Below are 21694 nucleotides of genomic sequence, written 5' to 3'. Positions count from 1 at the left end.
GGTTTATCACTTCCATGCCCACATATCATCAGCCTAAGCCAATTAGCTTCGTGCCACCCATCTTGCGGCGCAAATTTGTCATGCCTGACAATAAGCGCGAACAGGGCACAATGATCGCCCTGGTGGGGCTGGCCGTTTGCTTGGTCACCGCCGGTCCAACCGTCAAGGATTTGGCCTATCTGCCCGGCAAGCGCGTGGTTGAGGCCCCCCGAGTGACCACCGCGCCCCATCGTGCCAATTTGGCGGGGCGCATGGTCGGGGTCTATTTGTTTAAGGATGAAACTGGCGTTGAGCTGATCGCCCGAGGCGACCGCGTCTACACCCAACGCAAGCTCGTACCGGCCAAAGCCAGCGTCGTTTGGAAAGCCGGGCGGGCGAACAAGGCGCGCGTTGTGTTCCAATATCAAGATTATCTGCTCGGCCTGCCAGTAGGGCTGGCCATTTTAAGTCTCGGCCTATGGATGCGCTTTGCTCGTCCCGCACGGGCACGTATTCCCGTGACCGTTACGCCAGAAGAGGCAAAAGGGTCGTGAATTATCGCCACGCTTTTCACGCTGGCAATTTTGCCGATGTTTGGAAACATCTCAGCCTGGTGTTGAGCCTTGATTATCTGGCTCTGAAAGAGGCACCCTTCCGCGTGCTCGACGTGTTTGCCGGCATTGGTTGTTATGATTTGTCCGGTGAAGAAGCCCAACGCAGCCCCGAATGGGTTGATGGGATTGGCCGTCTATGGGCGTGTGAAACCGCCCCACCGGCCCCGGTGGCGCGTTATCTGGAGCTTGTGGGCCTTGCTGGTGAGGGGCCGCAAACCTATCCCGGATCACCGGCTTTGATTGCCCAGCTTTTGCGCTCTCAGGACAAGGCCTTGTTCTGTGAGCTCCACCCCAGTGACCATGAGACGCTGGCAGCTCGATTTGCCAAGGATCGCCAAATCAAGGTGGAACGCCGGGACGGCTGGCAGGCGGTTCGTGCCCATTTGCCCCCGGTTGAGCGGCGGGGTTTGGTCTTGATCGATCCGCCGTTTGAGCAACCCAATGAATTTGATCGCTTGATCCAGGCGCTGGAAGATGGCCTCACACGCTGGGCGACCGGGACCTTTATCCTGTGGCATGCTGACAAGGATTCCCATGTCACAGCCGGTTATCGGCAGGCTTTGGCGCGGACCGGGGCCCGCCTTCTGGCGGCGGATTTGCAGGTTTGTCACCCCCATGAAGGTCAAGGTTTGGTCAGTGCAGGGGTCACAATTGCCAACCCGCCATTTGGCTTGGAAGCGGCTTTGGAGGCCTCAGGGGCCTATTTGGCGCCACTTTTTTCCCGTGGAAACGGTGCAAAGGCTGAAATCGCCCGCATTTCTGGCCGCTGGTGAGGTTGCTTATCGCCGCACACTCGCGCATAAGGCGATTGCAGGTTCGTTTTTAACAAACTGAAACGTCTGCCTTGACCCGGCTTCCGGTCTCCACGCCTTTCCCACAGATCGTGCGCGTGACCCGACAGAACGGATGGGGGAAGGCGTCGTCAGTCGAGATGGCCCTGTGGCGGCGCAACCCTGCTCCGTCGGTTCCCGGGGAATTACATGCGTTTCGACGACGACGACGAAGATACAAGACCAGGCGATAAGAAGAAGAAGCCACGTGAACGTGCACGTGGCATGGAAGACCCTTCATTCGACGCACCACCAGCATTCAGCGACCGCCCCCCACGCCGTGACTTCGGCGGTGGTGGTTTTGGCGGCGGCTTTAACGACCGGCCTAATCGCTCTTATGGCGACCGTCCACAAGGCGGTGGCTTTGGCGACAGACCACCGCGCCAGTATGGCGACCGCCCACAAGGTGGTTTTGGCGACCGCCCACCCAGACAATATGGCGACCGTCCGCAGGGTGGTGGCTTTGGTGACCGCCCCCCTCGCCAATATGGCGACCGCCCGCAAGGTGGCGGCTTTGGCGACCGTCCACCCCGCCAATATGGCGACCGCCCACAAGGTGGCGGTTTCGGCGACCGTCCGCCACGTCGTGACTTTGGTGGTGGCGGCGGCGGTGGCGGTTTTGGTGACCGCCCGCCCCGTCAATATGGCGACCGCCCACAAGGTGGTGGCTTTGGTGACCGGCCACCCCGGCGTGACTTCGGTGGTGGTGGCGACCGCGCCCCGCGGGAGCCTTTGGAAAATCACGAGGGAACGGTAAAGTTCTTTAATGCTGAGCGTGGCTTCGGCTTCATCACGCCCGATGGCGGTGGTGCGGATGTGTTTGTGCACATTTCAGCCGTTCAACGCTCGGGCTTTGAAGTGCTTGAGCCCGATCAGCGTTTGGCTTTCCAGACCTTGCCCGACCGGTTTGGCAAGGGTCCCAAGGCAATCAATCTGTCGCTCTTGGACGGTCCAGCGCCTGCCGCAGCGCCAGCGCGCGCGTTTGGCGATGGCTCTGAAACCGATGGCGATGATCAGCCCGATCTCGGCGACTATAATCCAGAATAAGTGGATCAGGCTGCCAGACCTTGTCTAGCGGCCTGATTTGCCCTCACTAACCCGATAGCGCCGCCCTTGGATTTTGATCTGGGGCGGCGTTTTTGTGCGCTCAAAGGCGCGCCACGCGGGCTCAAGCTCGCGCCAGAAATTGGCCTTGGGTCCCTCTCCAATCTGCAGCATGCGAAATCCGGTCATTTGGAATGGGAAAATATGGAAGGGCACTTGGGTCTGACCATTGACCATGGCGTAATAGGTGATGGTGAACACCTCTTCCATGTCCTGATCGGTCAGGCCATAATGCCGACCAGACGCACAGCCTGCTTGCAAAAGGCTGGGTGAGCCGCGCCAGCCGCGCGCACGGTCATAGGCGTTGGGCCAGCCCAAATTCATGCCCAGATAGCTGACACCTTGCGGGCGCATTTGGGCGGGGGTGATTTGATAAAAGCCTTCGGGCTGGCCAGAGTTGGCATTTTGGCGCGGACCGAGCGCGCCATCCTTGCTGCAAATCTTGAAATTGCGCAGCCGCACATAAAGGCCTGAGCCTGAGCGCACCCAAACCTCCAGCCGATCCTGATCGCGGATCAAGCGGAAATAAACACGCGCACCCAGCTTCAGACCCTGGTCGGCATAGGCAAAGGCCAGACGTTGGCGGGTCCGTTCAATGGCTTCAGCACCGGTTGAACTCACCGCGACCCGCACACGGGGTCCAGCTTTGGGCTCGCTCTGGGCCCAAGCCAGTTGACCCGCCAGCACCCAAAAAACCAGGCACATGGCCATAAGTCCACGCCACCATGATCCTGCCACCGGCATGGGAAGCGCGAGCGCGATGGCAGCTTCTTTCTGCGTGGCTATCCCCATCCCTGGTGGCCTTGTTGACATGGCATGGCGTCATGCCGGTTGATATGATCACAGCGAGGGCCAGCACCCGAAATCAGGGCGTGCCCTGACCACAGCCTATAGGCTGGCGACGGTTAAGGCGATATAAAGCCTAAATGACTGTTTCTGCCAATCTCATAACCGATGTCCCGGGCCTTTTGGTCGGCCAAGCAGAAGATCGCGACGCCCTGACCGGGGTGACGGTCATCTATCCTGAAACAGCCGCCGTTTGTGCGGTGGATGTGCGCGGAGGTGGGCCTGGAACGCGCGAGAGCGACGCCCTGGCACCTGAAAATCTGGTTGAGGCAATTGACGCACTCGTGCTGTCTGGCGGGTCGGTCTATGGCCTTGCGGCTGCCGACGGTGTGGCAAGCGCTTTGGGCGCACGCGGGCGCGGCTTTGGCTTGATCGATTTGCCCGGTGTTCCGAAATCTCCTGTCGTGCCTGCCGCCATTCTTTATGACCTTGCCAATGGCGGCAATAAAGGCTGGGGCGAGACCCCGCCCTATCGCGCCCTCGGCATGCAAGCCCTTCAGCGCCTTGACCACAGCTTCACATTGGGGGCCGCAGGGGCAGGGATTGGCGCGCGCGCCGGACAGCTGCGAGGCGGCTTGGGTTCTGCCAGCCATACGACGTCTGAGGGCTGGCATGTGGGCGCCATTGTCGCGGTCAATTGTTTTGGCAGTGTGGTGATGCCCGGCAGCGATGCATTTTGGGCCTGGAGCTTGGAACAAGGTGATGAGGCAGGTGGCGTGCGCCCAGACCCGTCTGTGCGCGTGATGGGTGAGGATTGGGGCCTTGCCAAAGCCAATCCTGCCGCCATGGGCCGGGCCAACACCACAATCGCCTGTGTGGCCACCGATGTGGCACTGACCCCGTCTGAGGCCAAGCGTGTGGCCCAGATGGCCAGTGCCGGACTGGCGCGGGCGATCCGGCCGGTCTTTGCCCCTTTTGATGGTGATGTGGTGTTTGCGATGTCCACGGCCCGGCAGCGGCTTGGCGAACCCAAGGCATTCAATCTCGCCCGGATTGGGGCGCTGGCAGCCGATTGTCTTGCCCGGGCTGTCATGCGTGGGGTTCATGCAGCCAAAGACGCTTGATCTTCGCCGCTGCGACGTCTAGGAACGCCGCCTCAGCGCACCCGTAGCTCAGCTGGATAGAGCATCAGACTACGAATCTGAGGGTCGGGCGTTCGAATCGCTCCGGGTGCGCCATTAAATCAATCAGTTAGCGAGATCCAAGGCAAACCCCACTGGGGTCTGCTACCCATGTGCTATCTGATGCCAAAACCTCACGGAATGATCTGGAGCGACTTGTTTCTGCAGTGGTAGCAGCAGCAACCACCAGATTAGCATTAGCAAACCGGCCATTCGGCGGTTTCTGGGTGCTTCCAACCGAGTGTGATCGGCGCGATTCGTTTCGATGGCTGTGCAATGTGCGCTCGCTAATAACGCAAACTGCACTTTCCTTTAATAACGGCTCCCGCAATTAACGCGTGTGTGAATAGTCCAACTTCTTCATCATCTGACGTCAGCCCTTAAGCCAGCGCTAAGCACCGGGGCTCAGGCAAGCGCCTAAATTATCCGTGCACTAACCAAGCCGCGCACTAAGAGCAGCTTGCGCGCAAAATTGTGCATAAGTGTGGGACTTGTCTCGACTCTTAAATTCATGTGGGCCAACATTGCAACGCAAGGTAAGGACTCATCTGATGAACCAGACGAACAACCCCAACTTGCGCGGGTATGCCTTTTGCGTAAAACGGGCGCTGTCCGTCGTCAGGGACGTTAAAAACTGACGCACCCAAGGCTGCCGCCGAGCTTACAAAAAAGGGAGTTCACATACTCTCCGTCACTTGCGGTCTAGAACGCGAAATGATGGCCCTTTGATCCTGCCAACGGAGGGATATCCGTTACGCAGGGCGCTTTCCGCAAAGCCTTTGGGCAAGCGGCCGGCCGCTGTCCTAGGAACGCTCTTATGAGACCTAAGACAAGCACGGTAACGGTTGACGTAAAGATTGATATAGCAGCTATCGTACGATGGATTTGCTTATTCATCGCCTACGTTCTTACGTGAACGATCAGAGGGAGTTTCAACTCCCTCTGGTTTACATTTGTTCATCTGGTTTGTGTGGCATTGCGGAAAGCAACATTAGAACTTCATCTCCTTTGATCGGTGTTTTTCAAAATGAACCCCAATGCAATTGAGCAGGCAAAAGCAAGACTCCAGAAAGCCGAGAAAGCCTTGGCCGAACTTAGAGCTGCCGAGTACTTTGACGATGCCGAAAGTGCATGGTCCGATTTTCTTTTGGCCGCATCCGGCATATACTCCAAGCTCGAGCAGGGTGCGAAGGGCTACCCCAAGAGTGAGCCTTGGTTCGGCAAAGAGAAAAATCTACGCAAAACTGATCCGCTACTTCGATATATCCATTTTGCTAGAAACGCGGATGAACACGGCATCGAGCGTGTGACCGAACAGTCGCTTGATAACCTCCACTTGAAATTCAACGAGCGACAGCATGTGAAGGTGCAAGCCTTTTATGAGAACACTCATGAACCGAAAGGCGACCCATTAGATGCCGTGGTGGCTGGGCCTACCCTTAAAGTGGTCAGAATCTATGACCGCCGATTTGGGGACTTTGCAGATCCTCCCGAAACACATTTAGGGGCTCCAGTAAGTTTTGGACACAGCTTCCCTGATGAGGTCGCGGAAGTCGCAATCAGATATCTGCGATCTATGATCGAGAGCGCCGAGAAATTGCCGAACTCCTAACTCAACACACCATCTAGTGGACAAGTAGGGCTGGGGCTTAGGACACTTAGGGATCCTTTAGAGACCGCAAACCCGTGTGAATACTCCCGAATATTCCAGCCCTTGATTGCTCCCAGTACATCGATGAAGTCAGCGTTTAGCTTGCTAGCTTTAATATACAGCAGCGCCCTCATGGCAAACTGATCCAGCGCGGCCTGTATGTGCTGAGTTTCAGTCCCCCTGACTCTCGCGCTCACGGCCGGCTTCGACCTTCGACGCGCCACAGCATTCCACTTAAGGCCATCGGCACCTCACAGGTGCTGCTATCGCCGCCTGCGTGTCTCCAGGCCTGCTTCTCGGTCCAGCTTGGCTTTGATCTCGGTTGGCAAAGCGCGCCAGTCACAGTCGACCAGGGCGGCAAACATCGCATGCAGGGCGGTGCGGTTGATATGGCGGCCTTGGGTAATGCGCAGGCGGTGAAACGCCTCTACCGCCCCGACAGCTTGCAGGTCCGCGCGGGTCAGTATGCCAATATCGGCAAGCTGGGCCGCCATTACGGGGCCCAGATTACGCATGGAGAGGATGGAATTATCGGGCATCTGATGGTCTTTGGATGCTGCTTCTTGGATGATCATACCTGTCAAATCTGGCTCTCCGGCCTTACATCCGCTCAAGCCGCAGCCGGTCGCAAAACACACCCATGCACACTTTCAATTCCAGAAGTCCGGGATTGTGAACCTTCAGGGTTGCCGGCAGGAAGCGGTTTTCCTCAAGCCGATATTCGCCAGCATATTGCCCGGGTTTGGTCAGGCGGATGTTGCGCAGGACAACCTTGCCCTTCACGCTTTCCTCGCCGGGTTCGAGCACTTCGCTGATCACGGTTGCACACATGAGGCGGCTATCATGGGCACAGGCTGCAACGCGCGCGACGGCAACCCCGCCATCAACGCGCCAATCACCGGGCAGGCTGAAGGATTGTGCCGCGGCGGGTGAGGCGGGGGCAGCTTCAAGTGCGGGTGCCGCGACCTGAAACAGACCAATTGCCAGGGCAGCCATCAGCGCGCGGGTTGCCAAAGGCGCGGATTTGGCTGGTAAAAGTCTCACTTCTGGGCGACGGATCGGGTCTGCTGCTTGGGCCGTTTTGTTGTTGGTATTTGCCGGTCGGGCCGGGTTGAGCGCGACGAGGGAAAAGAAGCTGAACATAACGTGGCTCCTGGCTGGGTGCGCGATCGAGACCTGTTGGTCGCGGTGCGCATCTGGAGAAATGGACAAGACCGTGAGGTCCTTGGTGGCGACGACAGACACCGGGGAGGAGACTGCCTTGAAACGGGAAATGCCAGACTTTTGTGGAGGGAAAATGGAGATGGCATGGAGGTGTTGCTAAGCCACATGCCTGTCGGCACTTGACGTGATTTATGATACGTCTACAGATGAATTATTCAATCTTTACGCGGCGTCAAGATGCGCTGTCGCCTCTAGCCCGGACACACCAGAGGCAGGCGAAGTTCGAAAGCAGCGCCACCCCCGCTGCGTTGGCTTGCGGAAATGGTTCCGCCATGGGCGCGCGCAATGGCGTCAACGACGGCCAGACCGATCCCACTGCCACCAAGTTCGCGCGCGCGCGACGGATCTTCGCGCCAAAACATCCTAAAGATATTTTCCACCGCCAGATCGCTTAAGCCCGGCCCACGATCCATCACCCGGATCACGGCCCAAGACCCAACCATGCCGCAGTCAATCTCCACAATACCGCCGCTCTTGGCATAACGGCAGGCATTGCTGATCAGCGACAGCCCCGCTTGGCGCAGTCGGATCGGGTCTGCTTGGACGAGCACGGGTTGCAAGGTCAGCTCAAGGCGCATGCCAGCAGCTTCAATATCCGGGTTCAAGAATTGGCTGAGATCGGCCAAAAGCTGATCTAGGTGCACAGGTGCTTTTTGAAGGGCCAATTCGCCAACTTCGGCCATGCTGATGGTCTGTAGGTCATCGACCAAGCGGCTTAGACTTTCCACTTGCTTGATCAGGCCGCTGACTTCGCTCGGTGAGGCCTCGAAAACACCATCCAACATGCCTTGAAGCCGCCCCCGCAGGATGGTCAGAGGCGTGCGCAATTCATGGGCAATGGCAGCCGCACCCTCAACCAGTTCCCGGTCATATCGCTCAAGCGCAGTGGCCATGGTGTTGAAGTCGACCACAAGTTTGGAAGCTTCGTGTGATCCTGTCGCTTTGGGGATCGCACGGGCCGACAAATCGCCTCGGGCAATCTTTCGAATGGCTCCAGCAACCACTTCCATCGGCTCAGCAATGCGGTTGGCCAGTGTGATGGCACCAATCGCACCCACGATGCACGCAACAATGGTCAAGCCCAATAGGACCAGATTCTGCTCGTCCTCAAGACTAGAGCCCAAGTCGCTATCGGCCTGTAACAGTGCTTTGATTTCTTCCTGCGTCGGTGCCCTTTGCTGTTCGAGCTTGGTCAGAGCAGTTTGTGCGGCGCTTGGCAGTGCTTCGATTGCCCGTTTGGTCTGAAACTCACCAAAGAGGGTCAGGCCCACATAGCCAAAGATGATGGCAAGCAGGACGCAGCCGGCCATCGCAAGGGCCAATTGTGCGCGCAGACTGAGTTTGGACAGAAATGTCATATGCTCCTCAAGGCGCCATGAGGCGATAGCCTATGCCGCGCACCCCTTCGAGATAGCCTTTGGCCCCGGCAAGTTCGAGTTTGCGACGCGCCTTGCTAATATGGCTGTCGACGGTTCTTTCCAATGCGTCGCCATCGGTTGGCAGACAAGCGTCGAGCAATTCGGCTCGAGAAAACACTTTTTGGGGTACCCGCGCGAGATGGGCAATGAGGCGAAACTCAGTCAGTGTGAGATCCGGGCGCTGGGGCGGGCTGTCTTCATGGACAATGGCCACGGCATGGGTTTCCAAATTGACCTCAATCACCCCCGCCCGCAGCACTTTGCTGCGCGAACTTGCGGCCTGGGCGCGGCGCAAGATGGCCTTAGCGCGCGCAACAACTTCCAGCGGGTTGAATGGCTTGACGACATAATCATCGGCCCCAAAACGCAAAGCCCCAAGTTTTTCAGCATCCTCGCCCAAAGCTGTGGCCATCAAAACCGGCGTATCAGCAATCTGACGGATCGCTTGGAGCACGTCATAGCCGTTCTTTTTGGGTAGGTTGACGTCCAACACCACCAGATCCGGGTTCAGCATCCGATGATGGGTAACGGCTGTCTCGCCATCGGCTGCCCGCACTGTGCGGCAGCCTTCCCGACGAAAATAGGCTTCAAGAATTTCGGCAATGGCGGCTTCATCCTCGACAATCAGGATTAGCGCATTTTCCATTTGCTCCCCCATCATCTGTAGGATTGTGGTTGAAGGCTGTTTGCCGGAAGCGTTCCGTTAACGCAGAAATGTGGAGATTGGATGGAGAGAGCGACCAGGGGCTGCCACTTTCTTTGCCAATCTCCACATTAGGCTCATACCATTTATCGCAAGAATGGTGTGAGATCAGGCCATAGGCCGGATTAGAACTTATAGGCCACGCCCACGGTCAGGCGGCTTGAGCCTGGCTTGTAGGACACAGTCGGTGCACCAGTCGTGGTGAAAGTCTTGCGGTCATAGGTGGTCTTTTCATATTCGACCCGACCGATCAGATTATCGCCAAAGGCTTGTGCCACACCGATCCCGAACACTTTGCCATCGCTATTGGATTTGCGGGTGACATTGTTCGGCAAAAGGAATTTCGAGCGCGATTGGGTGATCCCAGCGCTGACATAGACCAAAGTGTCTTCGCCAACGCCAAAGCCTGCAATACCCTTGCCGGCGATTTCATATTGGGCGCGTTCGCGCACCGACACACCGGCCAAGGTAACCGCTTTGCTTTGTGTAGTCGGACGGTTCACACTCACCTCACCACCCAAATATACCCCATTGTCAAACTGATAGCCGTAGCCACCAAACAGGCCGAGGTCGGCTGAAGTCTTTTTGTTGGTGCGGCTGGCGGCTGCCCCGGTAACAGGCGTCACGGTGGACTTGGAATCACTGCGCACTGCGCCAGCTTCTGCCCCGGCATAAAAGCCGGTGAACGTGCCTTCTGCATAGGCAGGCGCGCTCAACAGGCCTGCAGCCATCAGGGTAGAAATCAGAAGAGTTTGCTTCAACATGGTCGTTTCTCTTTTCTTTTCACCGTCCGGCGGCAGGGTCGATGGGCCCTGCAGGAGCGCCGGAAGGACAGGGTCCGGTCGGTTGATGACGTCAGGATAGCCAGTTGGATGGAGGTAATGTGGAGAGTTTTTGGAGGCAGGGTTGAGAACTGTGATCACTTGAAGGTGATCATCGACCGCGCCATCTTGGAATCGCTTCGGCTTGAGGTATGCCGATCGGCATGTTACAGAAGATGTCTAGGATAAGATTCAAGCTGTGATTGTGATAAGACGACAGCTTGATCAGCCTAACAGATTTGGTCTCGTCAGGTTTTTTGAATTCTAGTCATGTGAAAGGCCCAGTTCATGCAACAAGCCTCGTCCTATTCCGCGCTTTATCGCTTCAACGCGCGAGAGTTTCTGGGCTATGATCCTGTTGACGGCGAAGTCTGGCGTTATCCTATTTTGAAAAGAATGTGGCACAAGTCGGCAGATCTTTTGCGCCATCATCTGCCTATGCTGCTGATTACATGTTGCATGATTGCCTGTGCGTCGGTTTTTGTTGGGTTCGTGGTGGAACAGTTTTCTCCCGGTATTCTCAAGGCCGAGGGTCTGTTTGCCGGGATGATCAAATTCTTAGCGATCATGGCCTATGTGAGCTTTCAGGCGATTGTGAGCCTTTATTGTGCAGTCATCATCCTAAGCCGTTACCTGCCCGGTTTGTTGGCACCAGGCGAGAGCGCCATGGACCGGGTAAAGCAACAGGCTGGTAAAGCGGTGCTGCTCTCGTTTGTGGTTGCAGTTGGCATATCAATCGGCCTCGCCTTGCTCATATTGCCAGGCATATTCTTCATGCTCGGCACATTTCTGGCTCTCCCGCTCTTGGTTGCCAATCGATCCAATGTCGCGGAGGCAATCGAGCAAAGTTGGAACATGATGGAGGGGCGGCGGCTGACCATTTTGGCCCTCTTGGCAGTGATATATGGATGCACCTATGTTTCTGGTCACGTCATTGAGGCTATTCCCCCTTTCCTTGACAGCAATTTTGGTCAGGGAGTAACCGCGGCAATTGCCTCGATCTCTTGGGAAATTGGCCAACTTCTGTGCCTTCAACTCCTGACGTTATCGCTCTTTCTCTGCCAGCGGGCACCCAATACAGCGGGTTCATCCAACTGAGGTGGGACCAAAGGCCTCCTCTGGGCACCCCACAACAGTTTGATCAAGGGGCGGACGTCTCGCACTAGGAATTCCTTAAGCGGTATGTGCGACAGCCTATCAGGTATGTTGTGAGGAATTTTTATGTCTGCGCCTGTCCCCCACAATGAGGCATTACGCCTAGCGGAACTGCACGATCTTGCCATTCTCGACACATTACCAGACCCGTCTCTGGATGGGATTGTCGGTTTGGCCGCCAGTATTCTTAATGTGCCGATTGCGCTGATCTCCTTAGTGGATGCTGAACGGCAATGGTTTAAGGCCAAGATTGGACTTGATGCCTGTGAGACAGATCGGGAAAGCGCCTTTTGCGCTCATGCTATTCTCGATGATTCGCCGTTGCTGGTGGAAAATGCCCTCGAGGACCCGCGATTTGCCAACAATCCGCTTGTGCTCGGTGATCTGGGGATACGGGCCTATTTTGGCTTTCCGTTGATTGTCAGCGCGGGCCTGCGTTTGGGGACCCTATGCGCGATCGATCAGGTGCCACGCACAATTACTCCGGCACAGATTGAGCAGATGCAGGCGCTTGCCAAAATTGTGGTGCGCCAGATGGAAAACACCCGCTCTACCCGGGATGCACTGGCATTGGCGGAGGCCAATGAAGTCTTGAACCGCGAGGCCGATCATGCGCGCGTCATTCTTGAAACCATGTCAGAAGGTGTCTTGATCAAGAATCGCCAGGGCCAAATTGTGGAGGCAAATCCCAGTGCCTGTCGAATTCTGGGGCTCAGCCGCGAAACTTTGCTTCAAACCACGCTCAATGATCCAGTTTGGCGTCGCTTGCGCGAGGACGGTACGGCTTTTCTGCCGCATGAGATTCCTGCCGCCGAGGTCATGCGGACCGGGGTGCCGGTCAGCAATGTCGTTGTCGGCCTGCCCCAAAATGATGGCAGCTGCCGCTGGTTACATCTGTCCGCCAGCCCGTTGTTTGAGCCATTCGACAATCGGCCTGCCTATGTTGTGTCGACCTTTTCCGACATCACACATCTGAAAGCCCAGCAGGAACATCTCAAGGAATTGTCGGTCAAGGCCAATGAGGCCAATGATGCCAAGACTCAGTTTTTGGCCAATATGAGCCATGAATTGCGGACCCCGCTCAATGGTGTGGTGGGGGTAGCCTCAGCACTGGCCAATACGGCTCTCGACGCGCGTCAAAAGCGGATGGTGGAGTTGATCCGCTCCTCGGGCAAGGATTTGGAGCGTCAGCTCTCCGACATTCTGGATCTGACCAAGGTCGAAGTCGGCGAATTGCAATTGGAATCGGTCAATCTCGATATCGGCCAATTGGTGCAGGAAGTCTCCGGCCTGATGTCTGAGGCTTGTGCGCAAAAGCAACTCGACTTGCGATTCCACAATGCTCTGCCACCGCAACGAACTTTTGTGGGCGATCCAGGTCGTATCCGTCAGATTGTGACAAATCTGGTCTCCAATGCGGTCAAGTTCACTGCGCAAGGTTATGTGCAGATCAATGTCTTGCCCGCGACGGCCGGTGCGGGCGTGGTCATTGAGGTTAAGGACACTGGAATTGGCTTTGATGAAACCCAAGCCTCTCGCCTGTTTGAGCGGTTCTCGCAGGCCGATAATTCCATTACGCGCCGATTTGGCGGTACGGGTCTCGGGCTGGCCATCTCAAAATCGCTCGCCGAACTGATGGGGGGCACGATTACGGCGCAATCGACGCCCAAAACTGGCTCCACCTTTACCCTTAGCCTGCCTCTGGCCTCGGCCAGTTTGATCCAAACCGATCCGCACTGTGATGACTTGGCTGAAATTTGCCAGGGCATCCCACGGGACTTGCGCATTCTGCTTGTTGAAGATCAGGTGCTGAACCAACAGGTGTTTGGCTTTATGATGGAGCCGTTTGGGGCAGAATTCTTTACAGCCCTGCATGGGGTTGAGGGGATTGAGGCTTTTGAGACAGCCAAGTTTGATGTGATTTTCATGGATATGCAGATGCCTGTCAAAGATGGACTGGCAACCACGCGTGAAATCCGCGCACTTGAGACGGCCCGGAAGGCTATCCGGACACCCATTATCATGCTGACAGCCAATGCCGGGGAAAATCACCGCCGCGAAGCATTGGCCGCCGGGGCAGATATGCATCTGGTCAAGCCTGTATCTCAGGCCGCCATAGGCGATGCCCTGCGGGCCGCTTTGGCGATTGCACCCAGAGACGCGCACAAACGCACATCGCGCTGAGCTTATGCGGCGAGGCTTAACCTTCTAGGGCTGAATTGGGCCCGCTGTGCAGTGGGCCAGCCTTGATTGGGTGCTTACCAGGTCACCATGGTGGCGCGCTTTGGCGCAAGGCCGCTTTCAAACTCGCGCAGAATATCGAGGAATTCCAACACTTCCACCGTCTTTTCCTTATCCTTGTTGAACCGGAACGCCCAGAATGACGAGATGTGGGAAATAATCCCCATCGAGTGTCCCAGTTCAATGAACAGGGCAGGCGCGTCCAGCAGGAACTTGCGGAAAGCGGCAGTATTGCCGCGCTCAACCAGATCGCGGAAAGCATCATCATAAAGCTGCAACACCGACTGGCATCGCTTGGCGCTGTCGCGAATATTGGTTCGGATCGACTTTTTCAGATCGTCGATTTCTTCGCGTACATTCTTGTCCACCCGGCCTTTGATCTTCACCTGGTCCATTTCAGTGGCAATCCGCGAGAGCTTGTGAAACGTCTCAGAGAATTGCCATTTGTAATAGATGAAGCCCTTCCAGCTAAAAATGCCCTGTGCAAAGCGCTCACCCTCAAGCCCGAGGGTGGCACGAAGCGGCTCCAGCCGGGAATCGGCATTGGTCGACAACAGCGCATCGGCAAGCTTTTTCACCAGCTCTGGGTCAATCGAGCCATTCTTCTGGCCGAACGCCATTTGGATCAGAGGTGACATTTCGCTGGAGGTGAAGCTTTGCATCCGATTGCTGTCAGCAGGTGAAATGGCGAAATAGCAATCAGCTGGAAAATGTTGGTGACGACGCAATTGCTCGCGTACCAGAAACGGATCGAGCGAGGGCAGCTCGTTGAGCATTTCAAGAATTTCCAGATCCTTCTGGATTTCATATTCTGTGGCGCCCAGCACTTCCATCAATGTGCCTTTCCACCCGGTCTGATTGACCAGAATGGAGCGACCGCCAGCCTTGAGGTCTTCGCGATCAAGCGGGAACATGATCTTGGTGGCAACTGCGGTGCCGTCGTTCAACAAATATGTTTCATCACTGCGCAAACGATGCTTGATGATAATGGCTCGATTGAGCATTGCGTCAAAAAAGAACGGTGAATTGACCCGTGCAGGGTCATCGGCAAATTCCGAGGAGACCAAATGCAAGTTAAGCACACGGCTGGTCGACGCGGTGGTTGTTAAGGCTGCAAGACTTCGAACGCCACTCATGGCTATAAACTCCACAACAATGATTGGCGCACAAGGCTGTAATTCCACCTTGCATTTGTCTCCTTACTCTCGGTCCAATTGAAAATTCGTAAACCTTGATTAGAAAATGACCTAAATTTCCGCCCAAACCTGCAATTACTGAAAAGTCAGGCAGGCTCGCGTGGGGCAAGTCCAAGGTCGAAATCGCGCAGAATCTCTAAGAATTCATCCACATTGCTGACTTCAGATTGTGTCTGTTTAAACCGGAAGCGCCAGAACGAGACGATGTGCGACATCATGCCCATGGCATAGCCCAATTCGATGAACAGGGCGGGGGCTTCCAGCAAGAATTTGCGGAAATCGGCGGCATTGCCCTTTTCGGTCAGCCCCGCCAATCCTTCATCATACAAGGCAAGAATGTCGGCAGCGCGTTTGACAGTTTCTTGGATTCGCGAGCGGATTGAATTGCGCGTTGAGGCGATGGCATAACCATCCAATGAATCCATCCGACCGCGAACCCGCATGCCTTGCATATGTGTGACAACGCGTTGGAGTTCAGGCTTGGTTTCAGCAAATTGCCACTTGTAATACAAAAATCCTTTCCAGCTGAAGATTCCCCGCTGAAATGCCTCGCCTTCAAGGCCAAGTGTTTCTTGGAGCGGAGCCAGTCTGTGATCGGCATTGGTGGCCAAAATGGCGTTCGACATGCGCTTGATCAGTTCTGTATTGGTGTCCCCGCCCGTGGAAAAAGCCAGCATCACCAGACTGCGCAATTCGCGGTAAACGAATTTTTCCAGCCGCGCGGTATCGCTTGGCGTGATCGCAAAATAATTGTCCGATGGATCGAAATTGTGCCGACGCAACTGCTCGCGCACCAGGAAGGGGTCCAAGGATGGTAATTCGTTCAGAAGCTCAAGAATGGTCAAGTCATTGTCGAGTTCGATTGGGTCTTTGCCCAGAAAATCGCACAATGCATTGAGGTAACCGATCTGATTGACGAAGATGGAACGTCCGCCCAGTCGCAGGTCTTCGCCATCAATCGGGAAGATGATCTTGGTGGCGATGGGGACATTCTCGTTGAAAAAATCAATCTCTTCCGGGCGCGGGCGATGTTTGGTGATGATGGCGCAATTGAGCAACCGATCAGAGAAAAATGGCGTCTGAGCGTCATATTTGTTGCCCGAGCCAGATGCAGCAACCGCATTGAGATTGAGAACACGGCTGGTCGACGCAGTCTTGGCCAAAGCAGCGAGACTGCGGATACCGTTCGTATTGACCCGGATGGCGTGGCCTGTGTGCATATTCATAGAGAAAATATTCCCTATGAGTAATTTCAGATACGCAAAATTACCCGTCATTGTTTGTGATTATTATGGGATACTTACGCGTACTTGATAAAATATACAGCTTGTTTATATTACGCCAAGAGCCTTAAGACTTTGTGTATTCTGGCCGCCGACGATGATGTGATCAATCACCGTTACTCGAAGCGGGTTTAGGGCACTAATGATCTCGCGCGTCATGGCAATATCGGCTCCCGAGGGTGTTGGGTCACCTGAGGGGTGATTATGGGAGAGAATGACCGAGCTGGCGGCAAGTTCGAGGGCACGTCTGGCAATCTCGCGCGGATAGACTGGGGCATGATCAACCGTGCCTTCCCCCATTTTTTCATCCACAATCAGGCGATGCTTTTTGTCCAGAAACAGCACGCGAAACTCTTCCCGCTTGGCTCCGGCCAGGTTGAGCTTGAGATAGGCCAAGACACTCGACCAAGAGCCCAAGATGGGTCTGGTGCTTATCTCAGTCTGGGTGCCGCGCACGTGCAGCGCATGGATAGACTTCAGATGAATGGCGGCAACTTGGCCCACGCCATCGACTTGCATCAGATCATGGAGTGGTGCGTGGAGCACTTCATTAATGCCACCAAAGCGGACCAGAAGATTCCGCGCGAGCAATTTGGTGTCTTGCCGTTTGATCACACCGAAGAGCCATAGCTCCAGTAATTCGTGATCAGCCAGCGATTCCGCACCTGCACGCACAAACCGGTCGCGCAGCCTCTCGCGATGGCCTGCCAGATGGGCGTTCGACTTATCCAGTGCCGCCATATAACCTCAATTTGGATCAGACAGAGTGTGAGGTGTGTCCAAGCCAAGAGGGGAGAGGGTGAAAATCTCGCAACCGTCCTCAGTCACACCGATGGAGTGTTCAAACTGCGCGGATAAGGAACGGTCGCGCGTAACAGCGGTCCAGCCATCAGGCAGGATGGATACCGCATGCTTGCCCAGGTTCACCATCGGCTCGATGGTGAAAAACATGCCCGGACGAAGTTCGGGGCCCTGACCGGGCTTGCCGAAATGAACCACATTGGGGTTATCGTGAAACACGCGCCCCAAGCCATGGCCACAGAAATCCCGCACAACTGAACAGCGTTGGGATTCCACAAAACTCTGAATCGCATGGCCAATATCGCCGAGAGTCGCGCCGGGTTTGACCGCTGCAATGCCACGCTGCAGGCTTTCCCAGGTGACATCCATCAAGCGGCGTGCTTTGCGCGAGACATCACCCACACCATACATGCGCGAGTGATCGCCATGCCAACCATCGACAATCACCGTCACATCAATATTGGCGATATCGCCTGACCGAAACGCCCGAGGCCCCGGAATACCGTGGCAGACCACATGGTTCAACGAGATACAGGTGGTGTGCTGATAGCCGCGATAGCCCATGCAGGCCGGGATCCAGCCATGATCGAGCACAAAATCACGTGCCAGCGTGTCAATCCGCTCAGCCGTCACACCTTCCTTGACCTCGCCCACCAGCATGTCGAGGACTTGGGCTGCTGCTTTGCCGGCCGCGCGCATGCCAGCAAAGGCCTCTGGCCCATGCAGTTTAATGGCCTGATCATTGCGGCTGTCAGGTGCGGTGTCGGCGTCGATGTACATAAGCTTCCTATAGCCCTGAAATCAGGCTTTGGGCAGGGGGGCAGATGAAGTTTGGCTGGCCGCATCATCATCCTGCCGCGCCACGGTCGCCGTAACGGCCATGTCCATGGTGACATTGCCCAAGGTTCGGAAGATGTCGGGGAAGGTTTCCACCGCGATCAGAAGGGCCAAGGGCTCTACCGGGACGCCTAGGGCAAGGCAGATGGGGGCGATCGAACTGATGAAGCTGATAGAGCCTGGCAAGCTGACCGCGCCCAATGTGGTGGTGGCGGCGGCTGCAATCCCCAAGGCAAGTTGGGCGGGCCCCAGCTCAACGCCAAACCAATTGGCAATATAAAGCGCCACGCCAAGGTTCATGGCAGGTCCTGTGGCCCGGAAGATGGCAACAGCAATCGGCAGGATCACATCCGCCTTTGCCGCTGGCACGCCGAGGGCTTGTACCCCTTTGAGCATGGCGGGGAGTGATGCCAGCGAGGATTGAGTGGAAATTGCCACAGCTTGGGCGGGGATGGCGGCCTTGAAAAATTCGCCCAAGCCGCGGCGCGCCCCAAACAGCGCCAAACCGAAAGAGGCCAGCCACACGATAACGCCAAGGCTGGACAAGACGATGACATAATGGGCCAAGGCACCAAAGGCTTCGGCCCCCGCTTTAGCCCCCACGACAAAGGCCAGCGCAAACACCCCAATCGGGGCCAAAGCCAGCACCCAGCCGATCATCAAGATCATGGCCTCGGCAGTGGCTTCGAAAAAGCCTGTCACCGGCAATCGTTTGGCTTCGGGCAAGCGGGTGAGGGCAAAGCCGAAAGCGGCGGTGAAGATGATCAATGGCAGGATGGCGTCATTGGCCGCTGCAGCAATCGGATTGGTTGGAATGATGGCGCGCAGGAAATCGCCCAAGGGCGGAACCGGGCCAGGCTTTTCGGTGATGCTCAGCGCCTCACGCAGCGCCTCGGCCGAACCTTCTGGCATGGGAAAGGCCGCCAATATGGCGGGCATGGCCAAAGCGGCCATGATGGATGAGCACCAAAGGATGACCAGCATCGTGGCAACCCCGCGCGCCGCCAGTCGGCCAGCCCGGGCGGCAAGGGCGGTCTGGGCGATGCCAGTAATCAAAAGCGCCACCACCAGCGGCACCACTGTCATGCGCAGGGCATTGAGCCAGACAGAGCCGATAATGTCGGCGCTGTCATGCAAGAGGCTAACCCCGCCCAACCATATCCCGGCCAAAAGCCCTCCCAGCAGCGCCGCAAGAATGATCAAGGCTTTTGACATGGTGGCATCTTTCGCTGAGGGCGGTCTGGCCGCCTTGGGGTTTTATCCATTGCCGGCATAATCTGGACGCAGCGGTGTCGTGGGGCAAGCATCCGCCTGCGCAAAGACGCGCGAGGGCAAAGGCTGATGCGATCGCATGCACAAACCTTCATGCCTGCGACATCAAGCCCTTGCCCTGAAAGCAGGCTTGTCGCACAAAGCAGCCCAATGGGGACGTGGCGAAATAGGTAGACGCACCGGACTTAAAATCCGTTGGAGCAATCCGTGCCGGTTCAAGTCCGGCCGTCCCTACCAGTGTTGATAGTTGTTTGGCTGCTTTATGGACGTTAATCGAGTATGTTTGGCACATTGGAAACTGTAACGTCTAAAATCTAGCCCCAGTTTCATTGGCTAAGCTGATGGTCGAAAATGCGAAGTTTTGCAGTCTTCGGTTATGCTGTGGCATTCTCGAATCTAGAGGGACCGTATTTTAGAAAATTATCAACCCCGCCAATCCTATGTAGGTCAGCAATTACACCCTTTGAATAAACAATGATTGCCAAGCAAGCGTGCTTAAAGTTCGTAATATCATCACCCGGTATGTGGGTGAACGAACTGAAAGAGGCAGCATCCGAAGTCACTCTGTTAACTTCTGACAAAAAATTCGACGTTTTTGACCTGCCATGATAAGGATACCAAGTTCCATAGTTTTGTCTGTATTGAATATTATTCCGCATTTGAGAGGGCCAAGATATATTCGCTTCATTATCTGATATTAAAGATATAAAGTCCGTTAAACCCTCGTTGAGTTTATCTTTGTCCTTTTTTAGAAATTGCGATTCGCTAATTTTAACCTTCAGGTTCATTAACGAGTTGTAAAACTCTCGCCAGACCGCCTCATGTGATCCACCATCCGAACTCCTGATTATTACAACTTCGGTTGTTTGGGGCTTCGCTTCAATCAGGTACTGATTTGAATTAAGTTTAAATGGGAGCGGTACTTCATATGCCGCATAAGCATCCTTTATTCTGATCAATTCCAAAGTTCTCAAGTAACTTGGTGACTTACCCCAAATTCTCAGCACCGCATGGGCGTAAAACAGTGCGGCATAATAGAGCTTTACATATGGCCAACCGAGCGACTTTGGAATTTTGCTCACTTCTGCGATGTTCTTTAAGGTCTCAGAGGCGGCGGAGGAAAGGCGGTTGATATCGCTCGCCAAGGCAGTCAAAAAAGAATTGTTATCCACCCCTTGAAGTATTATCTCCTTCTCAGACGCTTTGGGGCTGAAATTTGATTTCGTGATCCATTCATGTACAGTGCCGTTAGGTCGGCCTTTTTGCTTCTCTAGCCCCGGGCACCACAATAACCGGGCTGCTTCCGATTGGCTAATAGACATCAGAAAATTGATTTAGTTCTTAGTGCGTCGGTGAAAATTTTTGAGTAAACTGAAACACTATTTCCAATATTTTTAATAGAAGAGGGTTTTATTTTATGCATCATTGGACCAATTACATCTAGAAAATTGTCAGCCGAGTAGTTTTTGCCGTGTCTGTCGCTCACTCTTTGCGCAATATCTGGAAATACAGCCATTACTGATCGAAACACTACCGGCTGAGTCATCTCAATCTTCATATCATTTTCCAATGAGGCGGAAATAAATGCTCGGATATAGGCGGATAACACTACGTATACCTCTGAGGAGGTGGCGTCGCCAAAAATATTGAGAATGGGCTTCATCGCCGCATTAAACGTTACTCTAGATATCAATGCTTTACGTCGCTTTGATGCTGACATATAGCCTAAGAGTGGACTTTGCGTATCGGTATCAAACAAATCAAAAATGTCACCTATTTTTGTTTCTATGTCGTTTCTATATTCTGCGAGCTTCCTGATATCCAAAAGTAACTCATTTGGCACTGGCTTTTGCTTGGTGTTTATATCGATGAATAGTCTCGATTCCTCGATACGAGTAAGTTCATTATAAACTACAACAGGTACCCGGAGTTCAGAAGTCGCAAGATGAAATCCATATATACGATGTTGTCCATCGAGCACCAAAAATGACTTTAAGTTGTCTCGAAATCTAACCGTTCTTTTTTTGCTGTCGTACGTAAAACTTGAGATCTCCTGTGCGGAGAGAACAACAGAAGTCGGGATGGTTCCTAGGCCTGCATCGATATAGTCTGCAATTTGTTGTGCGCGGCTTTTGTCAAGCAGCCTCTGAAATCCCTCGACAGGGTCTTCGTCTCTGTCAATCACAAAACAAGTTCGCGCCAGAACGTCAGATGGTATTGTGAGGCTGTAAAATCGATGCTTACCTTGAGTGATAAGAGATGCGGTGTAACTCAGAAACTCGCCATCATTTTCGTGTAGCGCCATCCTATGACTCGCACTTCTGTGGTTGAGTTGATCGCAACCCAAACCATAAAATCTCACCATCAGGCTATAATTTAGGCTTTAGGTTCTGGCAAGGGAGGGCTGCCTTAGAAAAATATCAGGCAAAATACATGATTAAGATAGTTGGTAATTTTTGGGGTGCTGAGCCTCAGGCGCCGTGCGCGCTTTTTGTTTTGCCACTTTAGCTCTTCGAAAGCGAAGTATAGAACTTCGGCCCGCGGGACCTTATTGGGAGCCCAAGAACATCAAACCCCGCGACTGGACCTGCCAGCCGC

20 protein-coding genes and 2 tRNA genes are annotated in these 21694 nt (G+C 54.9%); 9 read left to right on the top strand and 13 right to left on the bottom strand.

Features of this window, described 5'->3' with window-relative positions:
* The first annotated feature begins 14 nt into the window (after positions 1-14).
* The 3 genes from PbB2_RS11550 to PbB2_RS16475 all read left to right on the top strand — a co-directional run bounded on the left by PbB2_RS11550 (position 15) and on the right by PbB2_RS16475 (position 2470).
* Entirely contained in the window at positions 15-533 is a 519-nt protein-coding gene (locus PbB2_RS11550; protein WP_108985478.1) for a hypothetical protein, read from the top strand.
* Positions 530-1366 carry a 23S rRNA (adenine(2030)-N(6))-methyltransferase RlmJ gene (locus PbB2_RS11545; protein ID WP_108985477.1) on the top strand — a complete coding sequence of 279 codons (837 nt, stop codon included), beginning with the start codon at positions 530-532 and terminating at the stop codon, positions 1364-1366. Before PbB2_RS11550 ends, PbB2_RS11545 begins: the two co-directional genes overlap by 4 nt.
* 207 nt (positions 1367-1573) lie before the next feature.
* Positions 1574-2470, top strand: coding sequence for a cold shock domain-containing protein (locus PbB2_RS16475; protein ID WP_272949235.1), 897 nt, complete (start codon positions 1574-1576; stop codon positions 2468-2470).
* A gap of 24 nt (positions 2471-2494) precedes the next feature.
* On the opposite strand, the gene PbB2_RS11535 is transcribed toward PbB2_RS16475, so the two are convergent.
* On the bottom strand, positions 2495-3319 hold the full coding sequence (locus PbB2_RS11535; protein ID WP_108985476.1) for a hypothetical protein: 825 nt from the start codon (positions 3317-3319) through the stop codon (positions 2495-2497).
* A 134-nt stretch (positions 3320-3453) separates the two neighbouring features.
* Between PbB2_RS11535 and PbB2_RS11530 the strand changes: the two genes are divergently transcribed.
* The 3 genes from PbB2_RS11530 (at position 3454) to PbB2_RS11520 (ending at position 6106) form a co-directional block, all read left to right on the top strand.
* Positions 3454-4437 carry a P1 family peptidase gene (locus PbB2_RS11530; protein ID WP_108985475.1) on the top strand — a complete coding sequence of 328 codons (984 nt, stop codon included), beginning with the start codon at positions 3454-3456 and terminating at the stop codon, positions 4435-4437.
* 37 nt (positions 4438-4474) lie between these two features.
* A tRNA-Arg gene (locus PbB2_RS11525) sits at positions 4475-4551 on the top strand.
* Positions 4552-5521: 970 nt separating this feature from the next.
* Entirely contained in the window at positions 5522-6106 is a 585-nt protein-coding gene (locus tag PbB2_RS11520; RefSeq protein ID WP_108985474.1) for a hypothetical protein, read from the top strand.
* 302 nt (positions 6107-6408) lie between these two features.
* Here the strand turns inward: PbB2_RS11520 and PbB2_RS11510 are convergent, their stop codons facing one another.
* The 5 genes from PbB2_RS11510 to PbB2_RS11490 all read right to left on the bottom strand — a co-directional run bounded on the left by PbB2_RS11510 (position 6409) and on the right by PbB2_RS11490 (position 10254).
* Positions 6409-6720, bottom strand: a complete 312-nt coding sequence (locus PbB2_RS11510; RefSeq protein WP_108985472.1) for a TfoX/Sxy family DNA transformation protein — start codon at positions 6718-6720, stop codon at positions 6409-6411.
* A 25-nt stretch (positions 6721-6745) separates the two neighbouring features.
* Complete coding sequence (locus PbB2_RS11505; RefSeq protein ID WP_133245795.1) at positions 6746-7288, bottom strand: hypothetical protein; 543 nt, start codon at positions 7286-7288, stop codon at positions 6746-6748.
* A 272-nt stretch (positions 7289-7560) separates the two neighbouring features.
* Entirely contained in the window at positions 7561-8727 is a 1167-nt protein-coding gene (locus PbB2_RS11500) for an ATP-binding protein (protein ID WP_108985470.1), read from the bottom strand.
* A 7-nt stretch (positions 8728-8734) separates the two neighbouring features.
* On the bottom strand, positions 8735-9433 hold the full coding sequence (locus PbB2_RS11495) for a response regulator (RefSeq protein WP_108985622.1): 699 nt from the start codon (positions 9431-9433) through the stop codon (positions 8735-8737).
* A 182-nt stretch (positions 9434-9615) separates the two neighbouring features.
* On the bottom strand, positions 9616-10254 hold the full coding sequence (locus PbB2_RS11490) for an outer membrane protein (protein ID WP_108985469.1): 639 nt from the start codon (positions 10252-10254) through the stop codon (positions 9616-9618).
* Between the two features lie 345 nt (positions 10255-10599).
* On the opposite strand from PbB2_RS11490, the gene PbB2_RS11485 reads away from it, so the two are divergent.
* The gene (locus PbB2_RS11485; RefSeq protein ID WP_108985468.1) at positions 10600-11409 is read left to right on the top strand and encodes a hypothetical protein; all 810 of its coding nucleotides are present in this window, start codon (positions 10600-10602) and stop codon (positions 11407-11409) included.
* Between the two features lie 123 nt (positions 11410-11532).
* Positions 11533-13650: a hybrid sensor histidine kinase/response regulator gene (locus tag PbB2_RS11480; protein ID WP_108985467.1), complete on the top strand. Its 2118-nt coding sequence runs from the start codon at positions 11533-11535 to the stop codon at positions 13648-13650.
* A gap of 74 nt (positions 13651-13724) precedes the next feature.
* Here PbB2_RS11480 and PbB2_RS11475 read toward each other — a convergent pair whose 3' ends face one another.
* The 5 genes from PbB2_RS11475 to PbB2_RS11455 form a co-directional block, all read right to left on the bottom strand.
* Positions 13725-14843, bottom strand: a complete 1119-nt coding sequence (locus PbB2_RS11475; protein WP_108985466.1) for a hypothetical protein — start codon at positions 14841-14843, stop codon at positions 13725-13727.
* A 146-nt stretch (positions 14844-14989) separates the two neighbouring features.
* Complete coding sequence (locus tag PbB2_RS11470) at positions 14990-16129, bottom strand: hypothetical protein (RefSeq protein WP_108985465.1); 1140 nt, start codon at positions 16127-16129, stop codon at positions 14990-14992.
* A gap of 105 nt (positions 16130-16234) precedes the next feature.
* Positions 16235-16927 carry a RadC family protein gene (radC, locus tag PbB2_RS11465; RefSeq protein ID WP_108985464.1) on the bottom strand — a complete coding sequence of 231 codons (693 nt, stop codon included), beginning with the start codon at positions 16925-16927 and terminating at the stop codon, positions 16235-16237.
* Positions 16928-16933: 6 nt separating this feature from the next.
* Positions 16934-17767 (bottom strand): type I methionyl aminopeptidase, encoded by an 834-nt coding sequence (map, locus tag PbB2_RS11460; protein WP_108985463.1) that lies wholly within the window; start codon positions 17765-17767, stop codon positions 16934-16936.
* A 21-nt stretch (positions 17768-17788) separates the two neighbouring features.
* The gene (locus tag PbB2_RS11455; protein WP_108985462.1) at positions 17789-19039 is read right to left on the bottom strand and encodes a dicarboxylate/amino acid:cation symporter; all 1251 of its coding nucleotides are present in this window, start codon (positions 19037-19039) and stop codon (positions 17789-17791) included.
* Positions 19040-19248: 209 nt separating this feature from the next.
* Between PbB2_RS11455 and PbB2_RS11450 the strand changes: the two genes are divergently transcribed.
* Positions 19249-19333, top strand: a tRNA-Leu gene (locus tag PbB2_RS11450).
* Positions 19334-19470: 137 nt separating this feature from the next.
* Here PbB2_RS11450 and PbB2_RS11445 read toward each other — a convergent pair.
* Both PbB2_RS11445 and PbB2_RS11440 read right to left on the bottom strand, forming a co-directional pair.
* Entirely contained in the window at positions 19471-20418 is a 948-nt protein-coding gene (locus PbB2_RS11445) for a hypothetical protein (protein ID WP_108985461.1), read from the bottom strand.
* Complete coding sequence (locus PbB2_RS11440; RefSeq protein WP_238164987.1) at positions 20418-21461, bottom strand: DGQHR domain-containing protein; 1044 nt, start codon at positions 21459-21461, stop codon at positions 20418-20420. Before PbB2_RS11440 ends, PbB2_RS11445 begins: the two co-directional genes overlap by 1 nt.
* Positions 21462-21694: the final 233 nt, after the last annotated feature.

The organism is Candidatus Phycosocius bacilliformis, from assembly GCF_003112735.1.
GTDB classification, from domain to species: Bacteria; Pseudomonadota; Alphaproteobacteria; order Caulobacterales; family Aquidulcibacteraceae; genus Aquidulcibacter; species Aquidulcibacter bacilliformis.
Note: the sequence above shows the minus strand (reverse complement) of the source record. Positions and strands in the feature narration are given on the sequence as shown.